This is a genomic window from Gallibacterium trehalosifermentans, from assembly GCF_042433055.1.
Lineage (GTDB): Bacteria > Pseudomonadota > Gammaproteobacteria > Enterobacterales > Pasteurellaceae > Gallibacterium > Gallibacterium trehalosifermentans.
The window spans coordinates 424,708-441,245 of the sequence record NZ_JBHLWB010000001.1; the positions used below are offsets into that span (position 1 = coordinate 424,708).

The 16,538-nt window shown below is 37.6% G+C and carries 15 protein-coding genes; 11 read left to right on the forward strand and 4 right to left on the reverse strand.

Annotated elements, in window-relative coordinates:
- Positions 1-22: 22 nt before the first annotated feature.
- Entirely contained in the window at positions 23-985 is a 963-nt protein-coding gene (gene prmB, locus ACFFHK_RS01855; protein ID WP_382368432.1) for a 50S ribosomal protein L3 N(5)-glutamine methyltransferase, read from the reverse strand.
- Between the two features lie 103 nt (positions 986-1,088).
- On the opposite strand from prmB, the gene smrB reads away from it, so the two are divergent.
- Positions 1,089-1,616, forward strand: coding sequence for an endonuclease SmrB (gene smrB, locus ACFFHK_RS01860; RefSeq protein ID WP_382368435.1), 528 nt, complete (start codon positions 1,089-1,091; stop codon positions 1,614-1,616).
- A gap of 33 nt (positions 1,617-1,649) precedes the next feature.
- Here the strand turns inward: smrB and dxs are convergent, their stop codons facing one another.
- The 3 genes from dxs to xseB all read right to left on the reverse strand — a co-directional run bounded on the left by dxs (position 1,650) and on the right by xseB (position 4,760).
- The gene (gene dxs, locus ACFFHK_RS01865; protein ID WP_382368438.1) at positions 1,650-3,509 is read right to left on the reverse strand and encodes a 1-deoxy-D-xylulose-5-phosphate synthase; all 1,860 of its coding nucleotides are present in this window, start codon (positions 3,507-3,509) and stop codon (positions 1,650-1,652) included.
- 25 nt (positions 3,510-3,534) lie between these two features.
- A complete protein-coding gene (gene ispA, locus ACFFHK_RS01870) occupies positions 3,535-4,422 on the reverse strand; it encodes a (2E,6E)-farnesyl diphosphate synthase (protein WP_382368442.1) in 888 nt (295 codons plus the stop codon).
- A gap of 68 nt (positions 4,423-4,490) precedes the next feature.
- Positions 4,491-4,760 (reverse strand): exodeoxyribonuclease VII small subunit, encoded by a 270-nt coding sequence (gene xseB, locus ACFFHK_RS01875; protein ID WP_382368445.1) that lies wholly within the window; start codon positions 4,758-4,760, stop codon positions 4,491-4,493.
- Between the two features lie 132 nt (positions 4,761-4,892).
- On the opposite strand from xseB, the gene thiI reads away from it, so the two are divergent.
- The 10 genes from thiI (at position 4,893) to ACFFHK_RS01925 (ending at position 16,497) form a co-directional block, all read left to right on the forward strand.
- On the forward strand, positions 4,893-6,341 hold the full coding sequence (thiI, locus tag ACFFHK_RS01880; protein WP_382368448.1) for a tRNA uracil 4-sulfurtransferase ThiI: 1,449 nt from the start codon (positions 4,893-4,895) through the stop codon (positions 6,339-6,341).
- A 703-nt stretch (positions 6,342-7,044) separates the two neighbouring features.
- Positions 7,045-8,583, forward strand: coding sequence for an anthranilate synthase component I (trpE, locus tag ACFFHK_RS01885; protein ID WP_382368451.1), 1,539 nt, complete (start codon positions 7,045-7,047; stop codon positions 8,581-8,583).
- Between the two features lie 12 nt (positions 8,584-8,595).
- The gene (locus ACFFHK_RS01890; RefSeq protein ID WP_382368454.1) at positions 8,596-9,177 is read left to right on the forward strand and encodes an aminodeoxychorismate/anthranilate synthase component II; all 582 of its coding nucleotides are present in this window, start codon (positions 8,596-8,598) and stop codon (positions 9,175-9,177) included.
- A gap of 44 nt (positions 9,178-9,221) precedes the next feature.
- On the forward strand, positions 9,222-10,223 hold the full coding sequence (trpD, locus tag ACFFHK_RS01895; RefSeq protein WP_382368457.1) for an anthranilate phosphoribosyltransferase: 1,002 nt from the start codon (positions 9,222-9,224) through the stop codon (positions 10,221-10,223).
- A gap of 15 nt (positions 10,224-10,238) precedes the next feature.
- Complete coding sequence (gene trpCF, locus ACFFHK_RS01900) at positions 10,239-11,663, forward strand: bifunctional indole-3-glycerol-phosphate synthase TrpC/phosphoribosylanthranilate isomerase TrpF (protein WP_382368460.1); 1,425 nt, start codon at positions 10,239-10,241, stop codon at positions 11,661-11,663.
- An 11-nt stretch (positions 11,664-11,674) separates the two neighbouring features.
- Complete coding sequence (gene trpB / locus ACFFHK_RS01905; RefSeq protein ID WP_382368463.1) at positions 11,675-12,868, forward strand: tryptophan synthase subunit beta; 1,194 nt, start codon at positions 11,675-11,677, stop codon at positions 12,866-12,868.
- Between the two features lie 2 nt (positions 12,869-12,870).
- Positions 12,871-13,677: a tryptophan synthase subunit alpha gene (gene trpA / locus ACFFHK_RS01910; RefSeq protein ID WP_382368466.1), complete on the forward strand. Its 807-nt coding sequence runs from the start codon at positions 12,871-12,873 to the stop codon at positions 13,675-13,677.
- Positions 13,678-13,784: 107 nt separating this feature from the next.
- On the forward strand, positions 13,785-14,771 hold the full coding sequence (locus tag ACFFHK_RS01915) for a helix-turn-helix transcriptional regulator (protein ID WP_382368469.1): 987 nt from the start codon (positions 13,785-13,787) through the stop codon (positions 14,769-14,771).
- Positions 14,772-14,860: 89 nt separating this feature from the next.
- The gene (locus ACFFHK_RS01920) at positions 14,861-15,607 is read left to right on the forward strand and encodes a PP2C family protein-serine/threonine phosphatase (RefSeq protein ID WP_382368472.1); all 747 of its coding nucleotides are present in this window, start codon (positions 14,861-14,863) and stop codon (positions 15,605-15,607) included.
- 59 nt (positions 15,608-15,666) lie between these two features.
- Complete coding sequence (locus tag ACFFHK_RS01925; RefSeq protein ID WP_382368475.1) at positions 15,667-16,497, forward strand: SIR2 family NAD-dependent protein deacylase; 831 nt, start codon at positions 15,667-15,669, stop codon at positions 16,495-16,497.
- Positions 16,498-16,538 lie beyond the last annotated feature (41 nt).

Here is a 16,538-nt window from a genome sequence, read left to right on the forward strand (position 1 = left end):
GTGGTTAACAAACAGAATTTTACTATTTATATTGTGCAAACTGTTCTTGGCAAGCAAGTAGTTGTTGTTTTGTTAACATAAAGACACCATCACCGCCATGCTTAAATGTAATCCATTCAAACGGCACCGTTGGGAATTGGGCAATTAAATGCACCATGCTGTTACCGACCTCACAAATTAACACACCATTATCGTTAAGGTAATCTGCGGCATTGGCAATAATGCGTTTTACCAGAATTAAGCCATCATGCCCTGCTTCCAAACCTAATATCGGCTCATGCGAAAACTCTACTGGCATATCAGCAATATCCTCTTCATCAACATAAGGCGGGTTACTGACAATTAAATCGTAACCATCTTGCGGTAGATTAGCAAAAAGATCGGACTGTAACGGGAAAACTTGCTGCTCCATATGGTGATGCGCAATATTTATTTCAGCAACATTTAACGCATCTAATGAAATATCCACCGCATCAATTTCAGCATTAGGGAATTTATCGGCACAGGCAATCGCAATGCAGCCACTTCCTGTACACATATCTAAAATACGTTTTGGTTCGTTCCGCACAACACCTGTAAACCCATTTTGAATTAACTCTCCAACTGGAGAGCGAGGGATCAGTACCCGTTCATCGACATAAAATTGCAATCCGCAAAACCAAGCAGAATTTGTTAAATAAGCGACTGGTTTGCGAGTTGCTAGCCGCTCTGTAACTAATGCGAGTAATTTTTGTTTTTCAATATCCGTTAGACGGGAATGATAAAGTTCAGTTGGTACATCTAATGGTAAATGCAATGTTGATAAAACCAGTTGTAAGGTTTCGTCCCACGCATTATCAAAACCATGCCCATAAAAAATATCCGCTGCGTTGAAATAACTATATGTCCAACGGAGAAAATCTTGAATAGTATGCAAATTTGATAGGGGCGAGTAGAGTTGAATTTCTTCAATAAGTTCTTGATTATAAAGTTGTTGTTCTGACATAGCATTCATGTTGATAAGTGAAAAAAGATGGCTATTTATACCATATTTTCAGCAAAAGGTGTTAGTTGTGTTAGAATGGCGCGCTGTTTAAATGATGAGGATAATGATGGATTCACAAGATCGCAATTTATTTCAAGCGTTTGTTCAAGGAATCAAACCGCTAAAACAAGACACTGTAACGTTTTCTACGCAGCAAAAACGTCAACGTCAGCAAGCCGCCATGAAAGCATTACGTGAAAAAGAGGATACCTTATTTTATTTTTCTGACGAATATGAACCTTTATTAGATGAAGATGGCGGGCGTTATTTGCGTCAGGGTGATGATCATTACTTATTAAAGCGATTACGCCGTGGAGATTTTGTCCCCGATCTTTTTTTAGATTTACACGGTTTAACACGAGAACAAGCAAAGCAGGAGCTAGCTGCATTACTATTGGCGTGTGAAAAAGAAAATTTACCCTGTGCTTGTATTATGACTGGGTATGGTAGTTTTACTTTAAAAAAACAAATTCCGCGTTGGTTAGTGCAATACCCTAAAGTTGTTGCTTTTCATCACGCGCCAAAAGAGTGGGGTGGTGATGCAGCGTTTTTAGTCTTAATAGACGTTGAGGAAAATTTGCAGCAGTTATAAGGCGGATACCTATTATCCGCCTTATATCTCTCATTATATCTGCGCAAGTTTAGTCGCAATTTGCGCCGCAATTCCCTCCGCATCTAATTGTAACTGCTGTCGAATTTCTTGCTGTGTACCTTGTGGAATAAAATAATTAGGTAACCCTAACAGTAATACAGCAGGCATTGAACCTGGTAAATTGACTAATTCCTCTAGTACGGCAGCCCCTGCGCCACCTTGTATTGCATTTTCTTCTAGAGTTACCAGTAAATCATAATGTTGTTTCATTACTTGTAAACAGTCTAAATCAAGTGGTTTCACAAAACGCATATCCACAACAGTATAATTATGTTGTTCTGCAACTTGTAAAGCTTCTGGTAATAACGTCCCAAAATTTAAAATAGCCACTTTTTTTCCTTCACGAATGGTTTTAGCTTTACCAATTTCGAGTTCTGCTAAAGGGGCTAATGTTGCGCCTGTTCCAGTACCACGTGGATAACGCACAGCGGCTGGCTTGCCACAATGATAGCCAGTGTAGAGCATTTGACGGCACTCATTTTCATCGCTTGGTGTCATCACAATGAGGTTTGGAATACAACGTAAATAACTTAAATCAAATGCCCCTTGGTGTGTCTGCCCATCAGCACCAACGATACCTGCGCGATCAATCGCGAAAAGAACAGGTAAGTTTTGAATCGCCACATCATGAATGAGTTGATCATAAGCACGTTGTAAAAATGTAGAATATATCGCCACTACAGGTTTATAACCGCCAATCGCCAATCCTGCCGAAAATGTTACAGCGTGTTGTTCGGCAATCGCCACATCAAAATATTGTTCTGGAAAACGTTGCGAAAATTCAACCATACCAGAACCCTCTCGCATAGCAGGCGTTATACCAATCAATTTTTTATCTTGCTCCGCCATTTCACATAACCATTTACCAAAAATATCGGAATAGGTTGGAGAAGCGTTTTTACTTTTTGGTAATTCACCACTGCGTGGGTTAAATTTTGGTACACCATGGAAACCAATTGGATCACGTTCCGCAGGTTCATACCCTTTACCTTTTTTGGTGATGATATGGAGAAATTGTGGTCCTTTGAGGGTACGCATATTTTTTAGCGTGGAAACCAATTCCTCAACATTATGTCCATCAATCGGTCCAATATAATTAAAACCGAGTTCTTCAAATAATGTCCCACCTGGTGAGATAAAGCCTTTTACGTGTTCTTCGGTTTTTTGCACAAACTCTTTAATCGGCGGAATACCCGAGAGGATTTTTTTACCTCCCTCACGCAAAGATGCATAGAACGATCCTGAAAGCAGGCGAGCTAAATGATTATTTAATGCGCCAACATTTTCCGAAATCGACATGTCATTATCATTTAAAATCACAAGCATATCGGTATGTAATGCGCCAGCATGATTCATTGCTTCAAATGCCATACCAGCAGTAATCGCCCCATCACCAATCACACAAATGGTTTTACGTCCTGCATTTTCTTTTTGGGCGGCAATCGCAATGCCTAATCCAGCACTAATAGAGGTAGAGGAGTGTCCAACGCTTAACACATCAAATGGACTTTCTTCGCGCCAAGGAAAGGGATGAATACCTCCTTTTTGGCGAATAGTGTGCATTTGATCACGACGCCCCGTGAGAATTTTATGCGGATAGGCTTGATGCCCAACGTCCCAAATTAATTGATCAAACGGTGTATTAAAAACATAATGCAGAGCAACAGTTAATTCTACGGTACCTAAACCAGAAGCCAAATGTCCACTACTTTGGCTTACACAATCTAATAAATATTGACGTAATTGATCGCAAAGTTCAGGTAACTGATCTTTGGCTAATAGACGTAAATCATCAGGAGAATTAATCTGTGATAAAAGTGAATAATTTGACATAGTTGTTATAAAATCCGTTAAATAGTTAATTCCGCCGTTGAATAATAAATTCTGCTAAAGCACGCAACGCAGTGGTATCAAAAGCGATTTGATCTAAGCAGTGGAGTGCTGTTTGATAGAGATCGTGGGCTTTTTGTTTTGCTTGTTCCAAGCCAAGTAATTGCGGGTAAGTACTTTTATGTGATTTTAAATCAGAACCCGCATTTTTACCTAACTCTTCATTATTGGAAGTAATATCCAAAATATCATCTTGTACTTGGAAAGCCAAACCAATCGCTTGTGCGAAAAGCGTAAGTTTTTGTTTTAGCGCTTGATCTTGGTAATAATCCGACGCATAAAAGCCAAGTAATACCGATGCAGTAATTAATGCGCCAGTTTTATGGCAATGAACTTTTTCTAATTCAGTTAATGAAATTTGCTTATTTTCAGAAATTAAATCTAAGCTCTGTCCCAAACACATTCCTTGCGCACCTGATGCGTGAGCGAGAAGAGCTATTTGCTGAATTTTTTGTGTATCAGTTAAAGGCGCTTGTGCTAATAATTCAAATGCGTAACTTTGCAGCGCATCGCCCGCTAAAATAGCGGTAGCTTCATCAAAAGCAATATGACAAGTAGGCTGATTACGACGTAGGGTATCATTATCCATGGCGGGTAAATCATCATGAATAAGGGAATAACAATGAATACATTCAATGGCACCAGCAAGATGATCTAATCGTTCCAATGAAACATTTAACATTCTTCCAGTCGCATAAACTAAAAAAGGGCGAACACGTTTTCCACCCAATAATAGACTGTAACGCATTGCTTCTGCTAAAGGTGCAGGCGCACTATCTAACTGGTCTAATTGTTGATGTAAGAATGTGTTATTACGTTGTTGTAATGCAGATAAATCGTCTGAAAATTGATACATCGTCAAATCCTAAAAGGCTTTTTTGATTATTATAAATATTCTCTTTGGCAGTACAAATCAGTGCAGGATTAAAAAGGAGAATCCTCGTCAATTTGTTGTTCGGAATTATTCGTTATAAAAGGCGTTAATTCCGCAGTCGCATTCTTCTCTAATAAAATTTGTACCCGCTGTTCTGCATTCGTTAAACGTTCTTGTGCTTGTTTAGCAAGATGGATACCTTGTTCAAACTGAGCTAAGGCATCTTCTAAAGTTAAATCACCTTGTTCAAGGCGATTTACGACAGCTTCGAGTTCCGTTAAAGTGTTTTCAAAGTTTAAAGTTTGTGTTTTTTTTCTCATAACTGACAAACATTTTGTTTTCAATGTGGCGTATTGTACCTAATTTCATGAAACTTTAGGTGGATTTTTTACGTTGTTTCTCATTTTCGTGTAGAATACACGCCTATTTTTTGCATAACAGAAGCTAATCATATGAAATTTATTGTTAAATTATTCCCAGAAATCATGATTAAAAGTGATTCTGTGCGTAAACGTTTTATCAAAATATTAACCAGTAATATTCGCAATGTTCTAAGTAAATATGATGATCAAGTTGCGGTAGTAAAGCATTGGGATTATATTGAAGTCAGAACAAAAAATGCAGAAAAAAACGCATTATTAATAGAATTATTACAGCGTATTCCAGGAATTCATCATTTCTTACAAGTAGAAGAAAAACCATTTGCTTCATTACAAGATATTTTTGAAATTGTGTATGCAGATATTGCTAAACAATTAGAAAATAAAACCTTTTGTGTGCGAGTAAAACGCAAAGGAAATCACGAGTTTACCTCATTAGATGCTGAGCGTTATATCGGTGGGGGATTAAATCAACAGATTGAGAGTGCCAAAGTTAAACTTACTAATCCAGATGTTACCGTCAGAATTGAGATTGAGTATGATCATGTTATGTTGATTAAACAGCGTTTTGCAGGTATCGGTGGGTATCCGATAGGTACGCAAGAAGATGTTTTATCGTTAATTTCTGGTGGTTTTGATTCTGGGGTATCAAGTTTTATGCTGTTACGTCGTGGGTGTCGCGTGCATTATTGCTTCTTTAATTTAGGTGGCGCGGCACACGAGATTGGCGTAAAACAGATGGCATATCATATTTGGCAGCGTTATGGTACTTCACATAAAGTCCGTTTTGTAGCAGTAAATTTTGAGAAAATTGTGGCAGAAATTCTCGAAAAAGTTGACAACGGGCAGATGGGTGTTGTTTTGAAACGCATGATGGTACGTGCAGCTAGCAAAGTTGCAGAGCGTTTTCAAATTCAAGCAATTGTTACAGGCGAAGCGTTGGGACAAGTATCTAGCCAAACATTGACCAATTTGCGTTTAATTGATGAAGCTGCGGATTGTTTAGTGTTGCGTCCTTTAATTTCACACGATAAAGAACAGATTATTGCGATGGCAAAAGAGATTGGTACTGATGATATTGCCAAATCGATGCCTGAATTTTGTGGAGTTATTTCTAAAAATCCTACCGTTAAAGCAATTAAAGCCAAAATTGAGGAAGAAGAGTCGCACTTTGATTTTTCTTTATTAGAAGATGCGGTTTGGAATGCACAATATTTAGATATTCGCCAAATTGCAGAACAGACAGAACGAGAAGTCCCAGAAGTTGAAATGGTATCTGTGCTACAACAAGATGATGTGATTATTGATATTCGCAGTCCAGAAGAAACCGATGAAAAACCGCTAGAACTAGAGAATCAAACGGTTTTACACATTCCTTTCTATAAATTATCTCGTCAATTCCCAGAATTAGATCAAACTAAACAGTATTTATTATTCTGTGAACGAGGGGTAATGAGTCGTTTGCAAGCGTTGTATCTGAAAGATCAAGGTTTTAATAATATTCGCGTGTTTAGACGATAATCCAATATAAAATCCTTTCAAAAAACTTGTGTCATGTTATCGCATCACACAAGTTTTTTCTTTATGAAGTGGCAAATGCGCTTGTTATTTTTATGACAGTGTAACGTAATGGTTATGAATTTTCGGTCATCTACGATCATCAATATAAAAAATTAAACAAACTAAACAATGAAGAAAAAATAATATTTACGTTCTACAGGACAAAAAGAAATGGCATAATATTTTATATGTTTCATATATTTAACATAAAAACCGTTATTTTTAACAACATCACTTTCTTGATATAATGTATATTATGTTAAATATAATAATTATCGAAGTAACATATTTATTTGTTCTTCATTCTCTGTTGATGCTTCGTGAAATTGTTGATGCTTCGTGAAATGATGCCTGCTTGATGTAGGATATTTCCTTTTTTATATTTTTTATGCTTTTACATCACTATTAACTTATATCTTGCATCTACATTGATTTTCCTTTGTCTCATTCACAAATCCTTTCTAGTTATGTTGTTTAATGTTTTGCACAACACTATTTTATCGTAAAGGTAATTTTTGCATTATTACGACAATAAATGAAAATGGCGCTTGCTTTTCTGACATGACAAGCGTAGTATCTAGAAAAACGTTTTAATATACTATTAAAATAGTACAAAAGAATGGTAAGAAAAAATAAAAATTAGGAAGTTTAAAAGGAGGTTATCGTGTCATATTTAGCAGTCATTCAACAACCTATTCCATATCAAGCAGACACGACTTCACTATTTGCTCGTCTATGCCAATGTCAAACAAATACACTATTATTAGATTCCGCAGAAATTGGCAGTAAAAACAGTTTAAAAAGTCTATTAATTGCTAAAGCGGCAATAAAAATTAGATGCGATCAGCAACAAGTGCATTTTCAAGCATTAACAGCAAATGGAACTTATGTGCTGAAGCAACTTGCTATCCGTTTCAAGCAATATGCAGATCTAACTGTTATTCAACAACCATTAGCCTTAACTGTAATCTTCCCTATTCTTAATAATGAATTAGATGAAGATACAAAATTACAATCATTAACCGTATTTGATGGATTGCGTGCCGTATTACAACTTTATCAACAGCACCAATCCCCTATTTTTTTAGGTGGTTTATTTGCCTATGATTTAGTAGCAAATTTTATCCCAATGAATGGAATGGCTTTAGAAAATGATGGGTTAACTTCTCCTGATTATAGTTTTTACCTTGCTGAACAATTAGTTATCATTGATCACCAAACCGAAAAAGCGGAACTTCACTCTTATATTTTTGATCAATCACAGTCTATTTCAGTTACCGAGCAAGCTAACAGTATTCTCTATCAATTAACACAGGCAAAAGAAACCATTTTAGCGAAACAAGTAGCGTCGACAGATGTTAATGTGAATATTGATGATGAACATTTCAAAGCGATTATCGAAAAACTAAAACAGCACATTAATATTGGCGATGTGTTTCAAATTGTCCCTTCTCGTCGCTTCTCCGTAGAATGTCCTAGCCCATTAGCAACCTATCATCAACTAAAACATAACAACCCAAGCCCTTATATGTTTTTTATGCAAGATGATGATTTTGTTTTATTTGGTGCTTCACCAGAAAGTGCGTTGAAATATACCCAAGCAACTCGTCAATTAGAGATTTATCCTATTGCAGGTTCTCGCCCACGTGGCTTTGATAGCAATGGGCAAATTGATCCTGAACTAGATGCTCGCCTTGAATTGGAGTTACGCCTTGACCATAAAGAGCAATCTGAACATTTAATGCTAGTGGATTTAGCGCGTAATGATATTGCTCGAGTGTGTGTTAGTGGCACACGCCGTGTAGCTGAGTTAATGCAGGTCGATCGCTATTCGCATATTATGCACTTAGTTTCACGCGTAGTTGGTCAGTTAAAACCAGAACTTGATGCGCTGCACGCCTATCAAGCTTGTATGAATATGGGCACCTTGACAGGTGCACCAAAAATTAAAGCGATGCAATTAATTTATCAAGTTGAAAAACAACGTCGCCATAGCTATGGTGGTGCTGTTGGTTACCTCTCTTCTCATGGTGATTTTGATACCTGTATCGTGATTCGTTCTGCCTTTGTGCAGAATGGTATGGCTTATATTCAGGCGGGGTGTGGTGAAGTTTTAGATTCAGATCCTCAAATGGAGGCTGATGAAACACGCCACAAAGCGGCGGCAGTGATTAAAGCAATTAAACAAACAAATTGCCAATAGTAAGGATATTTTATGGCTAATATTCTCTTTCTTGATAATTTTGATTCATTTACTTACAACTTGGTTGACCAATTTCGTGTATTAGGTCATAACGTTACAGTGTATCGTAATGACTGTGATTTACAGATATTAATTAAAGCAGCAACGGCACAACCAAATACCATTTTGGCTTTATCGCCTGGCCCTGGTAATCCGCAACAAGCAGGTAATATGTTGCCATTAATTCAAGCATTAAAAGATCACTGTCCAATGATTGGCATTTGTCTTGGTCATCAAGCCATTATTGAAGCTTTTGGAGGCGAAATTGTCCATGCAGGTGAAGTAATGCATGGCAAAGTATCTAAAATTACCCATGATAATCAAGCGATGTTTACTGCTTTGACAAATCCTCTCCCTGTTGCTCGCTATCATTCTTTAATGGGAGTAAATTTGCCAAAAGAATTGATCGTAAATGCAGAATACAACGGCATAGTGATGGCATTTCGTCATCAAACATTACCCATTTGCGGTTTTCAATTTCACCCAGAATCAATTTTAACCGTACACGGCGGGCAACTTTTAAAACAAACCATTGATTGGTTATTAACCCGATAATCCGCATTACCACAAAAATTAATAAAAATTTAGGGAAGATAATTATGGAAACGCAACACATACTCGAAAAATTATTCAATAGAAATACGCTCTCCTCTACTGAAAGTGAACAGCTTTTTGCGGCGATTGTACAAGGAGAATTAAATAACGAACAGTTGGCTGCTGCCTTAATCGCATTAAAAGTTAAAGGAGAAACGGTGGCTGAAATTAGCGGTGCGGTAAAAGCATTGTTAAATGCTGCTGAGCCTTTCCCGACACCAGATTATGTTTTTGCTGATATTGTTGGAACTGGCGGTGATGGCGCAAATACCATTAATATTTCCACAGCCAGCGCGATTGTTGCCGCCAGCATGGGAGCGAAAATTGCCAAACATGGTAATCGCAGCGTTTCCAGTAAAACAGGATCAAGTGATGTACTTTCTGCGCTCAATGTACGTTTAGATCTTGATGCCAATACAGCACGTCAAGCGTTAGATAAAATTGGGCTTTGTTTTCTTTTTGCGCCACAATACCATCGTGGCTTTAAACACGCTATACCCGTACGCCAAGCGTTAAAAACGCGGACAATTTTTAATATTCTTGGACCATTGATTAATCCTGCCCGCCCAAAACATCAAATGTTAGGCGTTTATCATGCTGATTTATTGCAACCTTATGCAGAAACAGCCTTATCTTTAGGGCATCAACATAGTGTTGTCGTCCATGGTAGCGGATTAGATGAAGTTGCACTACATGGTACAACCGAAGTAGCAGAAATTTATCAAGGTAAAATTGAACGTTATACACTAACTGCTGAAGATTTTGGTTTAAAACCACAACCATTAGCAGCCATTCGTGGTGGTGAGCCTGCCGAAAATGCGGCGATCTTACGCTTAATTTTGCAAGGGAAAGGCAAGCAAGAACATTTAAATGCCGTTGCTGCCAATACTGCTCTATTATTGAAATTATTTGGGCGGCAAAACTTGCAACAAACGACCCAACAAGTATTAGAACATTTGACCAGTGGTAATGCTTTCACCACATTAGAAAAATTAACACATTATTAAGAGGTGTAAAGTTGTATGATTACACAAGATTTTTCGCAAACATTGCAACAATCCGCCACAGTATTACAAAAAATTGTTGCAGATAAATTAGTTTGGCTTGCCGAGCAACAACAGCAATTTCCGCTAGCAGAATTTAAAGAAAAAATTCAACCAAGTGATCGCAGTTTTTATCAAGCGTTAGCCCAAGGTACCCACGAATTACCTGCATTTATTTTAGAATGTAAAAAGGCTTCACCATCAAAAGGCTTGATTAGACAAGAGTTTGATTTAACCAGTATTGCGAATGTATATCGTCATTACGCCAGTGCAATTTCGGTGCTAACCGATGAAAAATACTTTCAAGGTAGTTTTTCTTATTTGCCACTCGTGCGTCATTTAGTGCGTCAACCTGTTCTTTGCAAAGATTTTATGATTAGTGAGTATCAAGTGTATCTCGCGCGCTACTATCAAGCCGATGCAATTTTATTAATGCTTTCTGTCGTAGATGATCAAACTTACCAAACGTTGGCAAATCTAGCACATTCTTTAGGTATGGGGGTTTTAACCGAAACCTCAAATGAGGAAGAACTACAACGTGCAATTAAATTAAATGCGAAAGTCATCGGTATTAACAATCGTAATTTGCATGATCTCTCCGTTGATTTACAACGCACCTTAGATTTAGCCCCCAAAATTCCAACTGATCGGATTATTATCAGTGAATCGGGTATTTATACCCATCAACAAGTCCAGCAATTAAAACCTTTGGTAAATGCTTTTTTAATTGGTAGTAGTTTAATGGGCAGTAATGATTTAAATAGTGCGATCCGTTCTATTATTTATGGTGAAAATAAAATTTGTGGTTTAACCCGAGCCGAAGACGCACAACAGGCTTATCAAGCAGGTGCGTTATATGGCGGTTTAATTTTTGCCGAACACTCTGCTCGTTTCGTAACATTAGATCAAGCTAAACGTATTTGTCAGGCTGCCCCTTTGCGCTATGTAGGGGTATTGCAGAATTCTTCTGTAGATGAAGTGATAAATATCAGTAAAGCACTTAATCTTTTTGCCGTGCAATTACATGGACATGAAGATGCTCATTTTATTCAACAATTACGCCAACAACTACCAGAAAAAATTCAAATTTGGCAAGCAATTGGCGTTGATCCAACGAACAATAAAGTACATTTTCAACCGAATGATAATGTGGATCGTTATGTGTTTGATACACAATTAAAAGATCAACGCGGCGGCACAGGTAAAACCTTTGACTGGACGATTATTCCAACAGAATGGAAAGCTAAAATTATGCTAGCGGGCGGTCTAAATTTAGATAATATCGAAGCTGCACTTACCCAACATTGTTTAGGTTTGGATATTAATTCAGGAGTGGAATCTGCACCTGGTATAAAAGATGCCAATAAATTACAAACTATTTTGCAAAAAATTATGAGAAATTAGGATAAATGATTATGAGTGATACGTTATTAAATCCATACTTTGGCGAATTTGGTGGAATGTATGTACCTGAAATTCTGGTGCCAGTGTTACAACAGCTAGAAAAAGCCTTTGTTGAAGCACGCCAAGATCCCGACTTTCAATGTCAATTTAATGACTTATTGAAAAATTATGCAGGGCGCCCTACGGCATTAACGCTATGTCGTAATTTAACCAAAGGGACAAAAACAAAACTTTATTTAAAGCGTGAAGATTTATTGCACGGTGGGGCGCATAAAACCAACCAAGTGCTAGGGCAAGCATTATTAGCCATGCGTATGGGAAAAACAGAAATTATTGCCGAAACAGGCGCTGGGCAACATGGTGTAGCAACCGCATTAGCGTGTGCCATGTTAGGATTAAAATGCCGTATTTATATGGGCGCAAAAGATGTGGAGCGCCAATCCCCGAATGTTTTCCGTATGCGTTTAATGGGCGCAGAAGTGATTTCGGTCAATAAAGGATCCTGTTCGTTAAAAGATGCCTGCTGTGAAGCGATGCGTGATTGGTCTGCCAATTATGATAAAGCACATTATTTACTCGGAACGGCGGCTGGACCACACCCATTCCCAACGATTGTGCGTGAATTCCAAAAAATGATTGGAGAAGAAACAAAACGCCAAATATTAGAACGTGAAGGACGATTACCTGATGCCGTGATCGCTTGTGTTGGTGGCGGATCAAATGCAATCGGTATGTTTGCTGATTTTATTGAGGAAACTACTGTGCAATTAATCGGCGTTGAACCAGCTGGAAAAGGAATTGAAACAGGTGAACATGGCGCGCCATTAGCGCATGGCTCAGTCGGTATCTATTTTGGCATGAAATCACCAATCATGCAGACAAAAGATGGGCAAATTGAAGAGTCTTACTCAGTTTCTGCTGGGTTAGACTTCCCGTCTGTTGGTCCACAACACGCCTATTTGCATCATACAGGGCGAGCTAATTATGTATCTATTACCGATGATGAAGCATTAAATGCGTTCCAAGCACTAGCGAAACATGAGGGAATTATTCCTGCATTAGAGTCCTCGCACGCATTGGCGTATGCCTTAAAATTGATTAAACAAGAACCAAATAAGGAACAGGTTTTAGTGGTTAATCTTTCAGGTCGTGGCGATAAAGATATTTTCACCGTTGATAAAATCTTAAATGGCAAAGGAGCATAATAATGAGTCGTTTTGATCACCTTTTTTCGCAATTACAAGCCAAAAAACAAGGGGCATTTGTACCTTTCGTTACGCTCTGCGACCCAACATTAGATCGCTCTTTCGAGATTATTTGTACTTTGGTAGATAATGGTGCGGACGCCTTAGAATTAGGTTTTCCGTTTTCCGATCCTTTATTAGATGGACCAGTGATTCAAGCGGCAAATAATCGCGCATTAACGGCAGGTTTTAGTACTGATGCCTGTTTTGAATTATTAGCGAAAGTTCGCACGAAATATCCAACAATACCAATTAGTTTGTTACTTTGTGCGAATTTAATTTATGCGCAAACATTGGATCATTTTTATCAACGTTGCCAACAGGTCGGCGTTGATGCGGTATTGGTTGCTGATATACCGCTATTTGCTTGTGCGGAATATGTTGCCAGTGCGAAAAAATATAGTATTCAACCAGTATTTATCTGCCCTCCAAATGCAAGTTCTGCAACAATTAAAGGTGTGGCAAGCCAAAGTGAGGGTTACACTTATTTAGTTTCTCGTGCAGGCGTAACCAGTGCGGAAAATCAATCTCATGCGGCTAATTTGCTTGATTTAATTAATGGTTTAAAAGCACACAATGCCCCACCAATTTTGCAAGGTTTTGGTATTGCGCAGCCACAGCAAGTTAAAGAAGCACTCGCTTCTGGAACAGCTGGTGCGATTTCAGGATCGGCAGTAGTAAAAATTATTGAGCGTAATTTAGATAATCATGCGCAATGTTTGGCGGAATTAGCTGAATTTGTGCGTAAGATGAAGCAGGCAACTTGCTAATATAATTATAGTATAGAGAGACACTTTGTTCTTTATGCTTTGTTTCTTACATTATTTGGACGATTACATTAATTGAATTTTCTATTAAAGCGTACTTAAAGGATATTATGATAAAGCAATCAAAAGATATAGATACAACGCTTTTGCAGCTAGAAATTTTAAGAATGATTCCTAGACTACCAGCGCACATAGAAGCAAAAACGATCCACAAAAAACTAATAGATTTAGGTTTTAAACGTGATTTACGCAGTATTCAAAGAACGTTACAAACGCTCTGCCTGCACTTTGATGATTTGGAATGTAATAACGATAGTAAGCCTTATACCTATTACTGGAAAGAACGCTCACCAGGATTTGCTCTGCCCATTTTAAATGAACAGCAGTCACTATTATTAAAACTCGCTGAAAAACAACTTAAATATTTATTACCTTCAAATATTATGTCTTCAATGCAACCATTTTTTGATCAAGCTGATCGAATGGTTTCGGGAAGTTATCCAAATGGCAAAGAAAAACCTGCGCATCAATGGCTTGATAAGGTTTGTGTAACGCCAACCAGTTTGCCATTAATTCCTGCCAAAATAAAAGAGGATATTTTTTCAGCCGTTAGCCAAGCATTGTATCAGAATAAATTACTAAAAATTGAGTATCATAATGCAAATGGTAAAAAACTCTCTTCAACCATTATGCCTTTGGCAATTGCACAGCAAGGTGCAAGCATTTACCTTATTTGCCGTTTTGATGGATTTTCTGATACCCGAATGTTGGCAATACATCGTATTCACCAAGCAGAAATCTCTACATTTAGCTTTGAACGCCCGAAAGATTTTGATTTACAGGTTTATCAAGAAGAAGGGTATTTAGGTTTTGCCAGTAATCAGAATATTCGCAAAATTCGCCTGACGTTTTCTATTGCAAAATGGGCAGGATTCCATTTAACAGAAACGCCTATTTCCAAAGATCAACAAATTTTAGAAGAAAGCGATGAGCATTACCGCTTTCAGGCAACTGTGTCGGAAAATGATATGTTGGAATGGTGGCTCTTAAAATTTGGCGAGGATATTTGGGATATTGAGCGAGAGCCATTAACATAAGTTTACAGACTGTATAATTGAATAAAAATTATGTGGCTTAGTATTCTTCTGTTTGTCATTTAAGTCATTAGTTAATTCGGGCAAGCATTATGTCATTTCAACTCACATTTTGCCAACAAGCTGGTAATAACAAAAAACAAAATCAAGATGCCCTATTCAATGGGATGAACGTTTACCAATGGCAGCTAAAAAATGCTGAAAGTATTATTTTAGATAAGAACGCAGTCATTTTTGGCATTGCCGATGGTATTTCTAATAGCCCAAAACCTCAACTCGCTAGTCGATTTTTAATGGAGCAATTAAGTTACTGCCAAACACTTAGCTCAGCTTGGCTAAGAACAATTCAAAACAAGTTGAGTGAACGATATGCACAATCTTATTTTGGAACAAGTAGCACCTTTGTTGCCTGTGAACTCAACAAGGATGGATACGGCAAAATAGTTAATACAGGCGATAGCCGAGCCTATAAAATTACGATAAATGGTGAGTGGCAACAACTCAGTTTTGATCATACCATTCTTGCTGAAATGCAAGCTCAAGGTTTAGTTGATGAACAAACGGAATATGCTGCAATGTATCAAGCTTTATCTGATTACATTAGTGCTGATTTTGATAGCGTAGATTTCCGTATTCATATTGCAGAATTTCAGCTAATAAGAGGTGAAAGCATCTTACTTTGCTCAGATGGTTTATATAATTACATCACACCAACACATATTAACCAAATCTGGAAACAGTATCCTAATAACATTGAACGACTACAAATTTGTAGAAAAATAGTAAAAAAAAGCCGCTTGTATGATGATCTTTCTACTATTATTTGTGAATTTTTATGATATTGCGACATAATTCGTCACTTCCTTGATTACAATATTTAAAAATTAAGGAGGAATCGATGAATAACGATCTAAATTATGCGGTTGAGCTTATTCGCCAAGCTGATGGTATTTTAATTACCGCTGGGGCTGGTATGTCTGTTGATAGTGGCCTACCTGATTTTAGAAGTATTGGTGGATTTTGGAATGCCTACCCACCACTTAAACAATTCAATTTGCAATTTATGGATATTGCAACACCGCTTGCCTACAAGCAACGTCCTGAACTTGCTAAATGGTTTTTTGCTCATCGCTTAAATCAATATCGCCAAGCAGAACCTCACGAAGGTTATACAATGTTAAAACGCTGGGCTGAAAATAAGCAATACGGCTATTTTGTATTTACCAGCAATGTGGACGGACATTTCCGTAAGGCAGGGTTTAGAGAAAGTCGAATTTATGAATGCCACGGTACATTAGATCGCTTGCAATGTATGAATAATTGCCAAAATCAATCTTGGTGGTCTTATGATTACAAACCTGTTACAGATGATGAGCGATGTATCGTTGTTAGCGAATCTCCAACTTGCCCTAATTGCGGAGGTTTAGCACGACAAAATGTAATGATGTTTAATAACTATACGTATTGTGAAAGTTACCAACTTGGTAAATATGCACTACTTGGTAAATGGTTACGCCAAACGCAATGCCTAGTTGTAATTGAAATCGGAGCAGGAAAAGTGATTCCAACAGTACGAGCTTTTTCTGAACGCATTGCCAAACAGAAAAAAAGTGGCTTAATTCGTATTAACCCAATTGATGTGGGTGTGCCTAAAATGCACTTCTTGAGCTTAAAAATGGGAGGGTTAGAGGCGTTGAGAGCGATTGACAAGTTATTACAAGAAGATTAAAACTGATGAAATTTTGTTCCAATGTACAACACTTCAAATTT

Bases quoted from the DNA above. Each gene is read 5' to 3' on its own strand.
- prmB (WP_382368432.1), bottom strand. From the start codon at position 985: ATGTCAGAACAACAACTTTATAATCAAGAACTTATTGAAGAAATTCAA.
- smrB (WP_382368435.1), top strand. From the start codon at position 1,089: ATGATGGATTCACAAGATCGCAATTTATTTCAAGCGTTTGTTCAAGGA.
- dxs (WP_382368438.1), bottom strand. From the start codon at position 3,509: ATGTCAAATTATTCACTTTTATCACAGATTAATTCTCCTGATGATTTA.
- ispA (WP_382368442.1), bottom strand. From the start codon at position 4,422: ATGTATCAATTTTCAGACGATTTATCTGCATTACAACAACGTAATAAC.
- xseB (WP_382368445.1), bottom strand. From the start codon at position 4,760: ATGAGAAAAAAAACACAAACTTTAAACTTTGAAAACACTTTAACGGAA.
- thiI (WP_382368448.1), top strand. From the start codon at position 4,893: ATGAAATTTATTGTTAAATTATTCCCAGAAATCATGATTAAAAGTGAT.
- ACFFHK_RS01890 (WP_382368454.1), top strand. From the start codon at position 8,596: ATGGCTAATATTCTCTTTCTTGATAATTTTGATTCATTTACTTACAAC.
- trpD (WP_382368457.1), top strand. From the start codon at position 9,222: ATGGAAACGCAACACATACTCGAAAAATTATTCAATAGAAATACGCTC.
- trpCF (WP_382368460.1), top strand. From the start codon at position 10,239: ATGATTACACAAGATTTTTCGCAAACATTGCAACAATCCGCCACAGTA.
- trpB (WP_382368463.1), top strand. From the start codon at position 11,675: ATGAGTGATACGTTATTAAATCCATACTTTGGCGAATTTGGTGGAATG.
- trpA (WP_382368466.1), top strand. From the start codon at position 12,871: ATGAGTCGTTTTGATCACCTTTTTTCGCAATTACAAGCCAAAAAACAA.
- ACFFHK_RS01915 (WP_382368469.1), top strand. From the start codon at position 13,785: ATGATAAAGCAATCAAAAGATATAGATACAACGCTTTTGCAGCTAGAA.
- ACFFHK_RS01920 (WP_382368472.1), top strand. From the start codon at position 14,861: ATGTCATTTCAACTCACATTTTGCCAACAAGCTGGTAATAACAAAAAA.
- ACFFHK_RS01925 (WP_382368475.1), top strand. From the start codon at position 15,667: ATGAATAACGATCTAAATTATGCGGTTGAGCTTATTCGCCAAGCTGAT.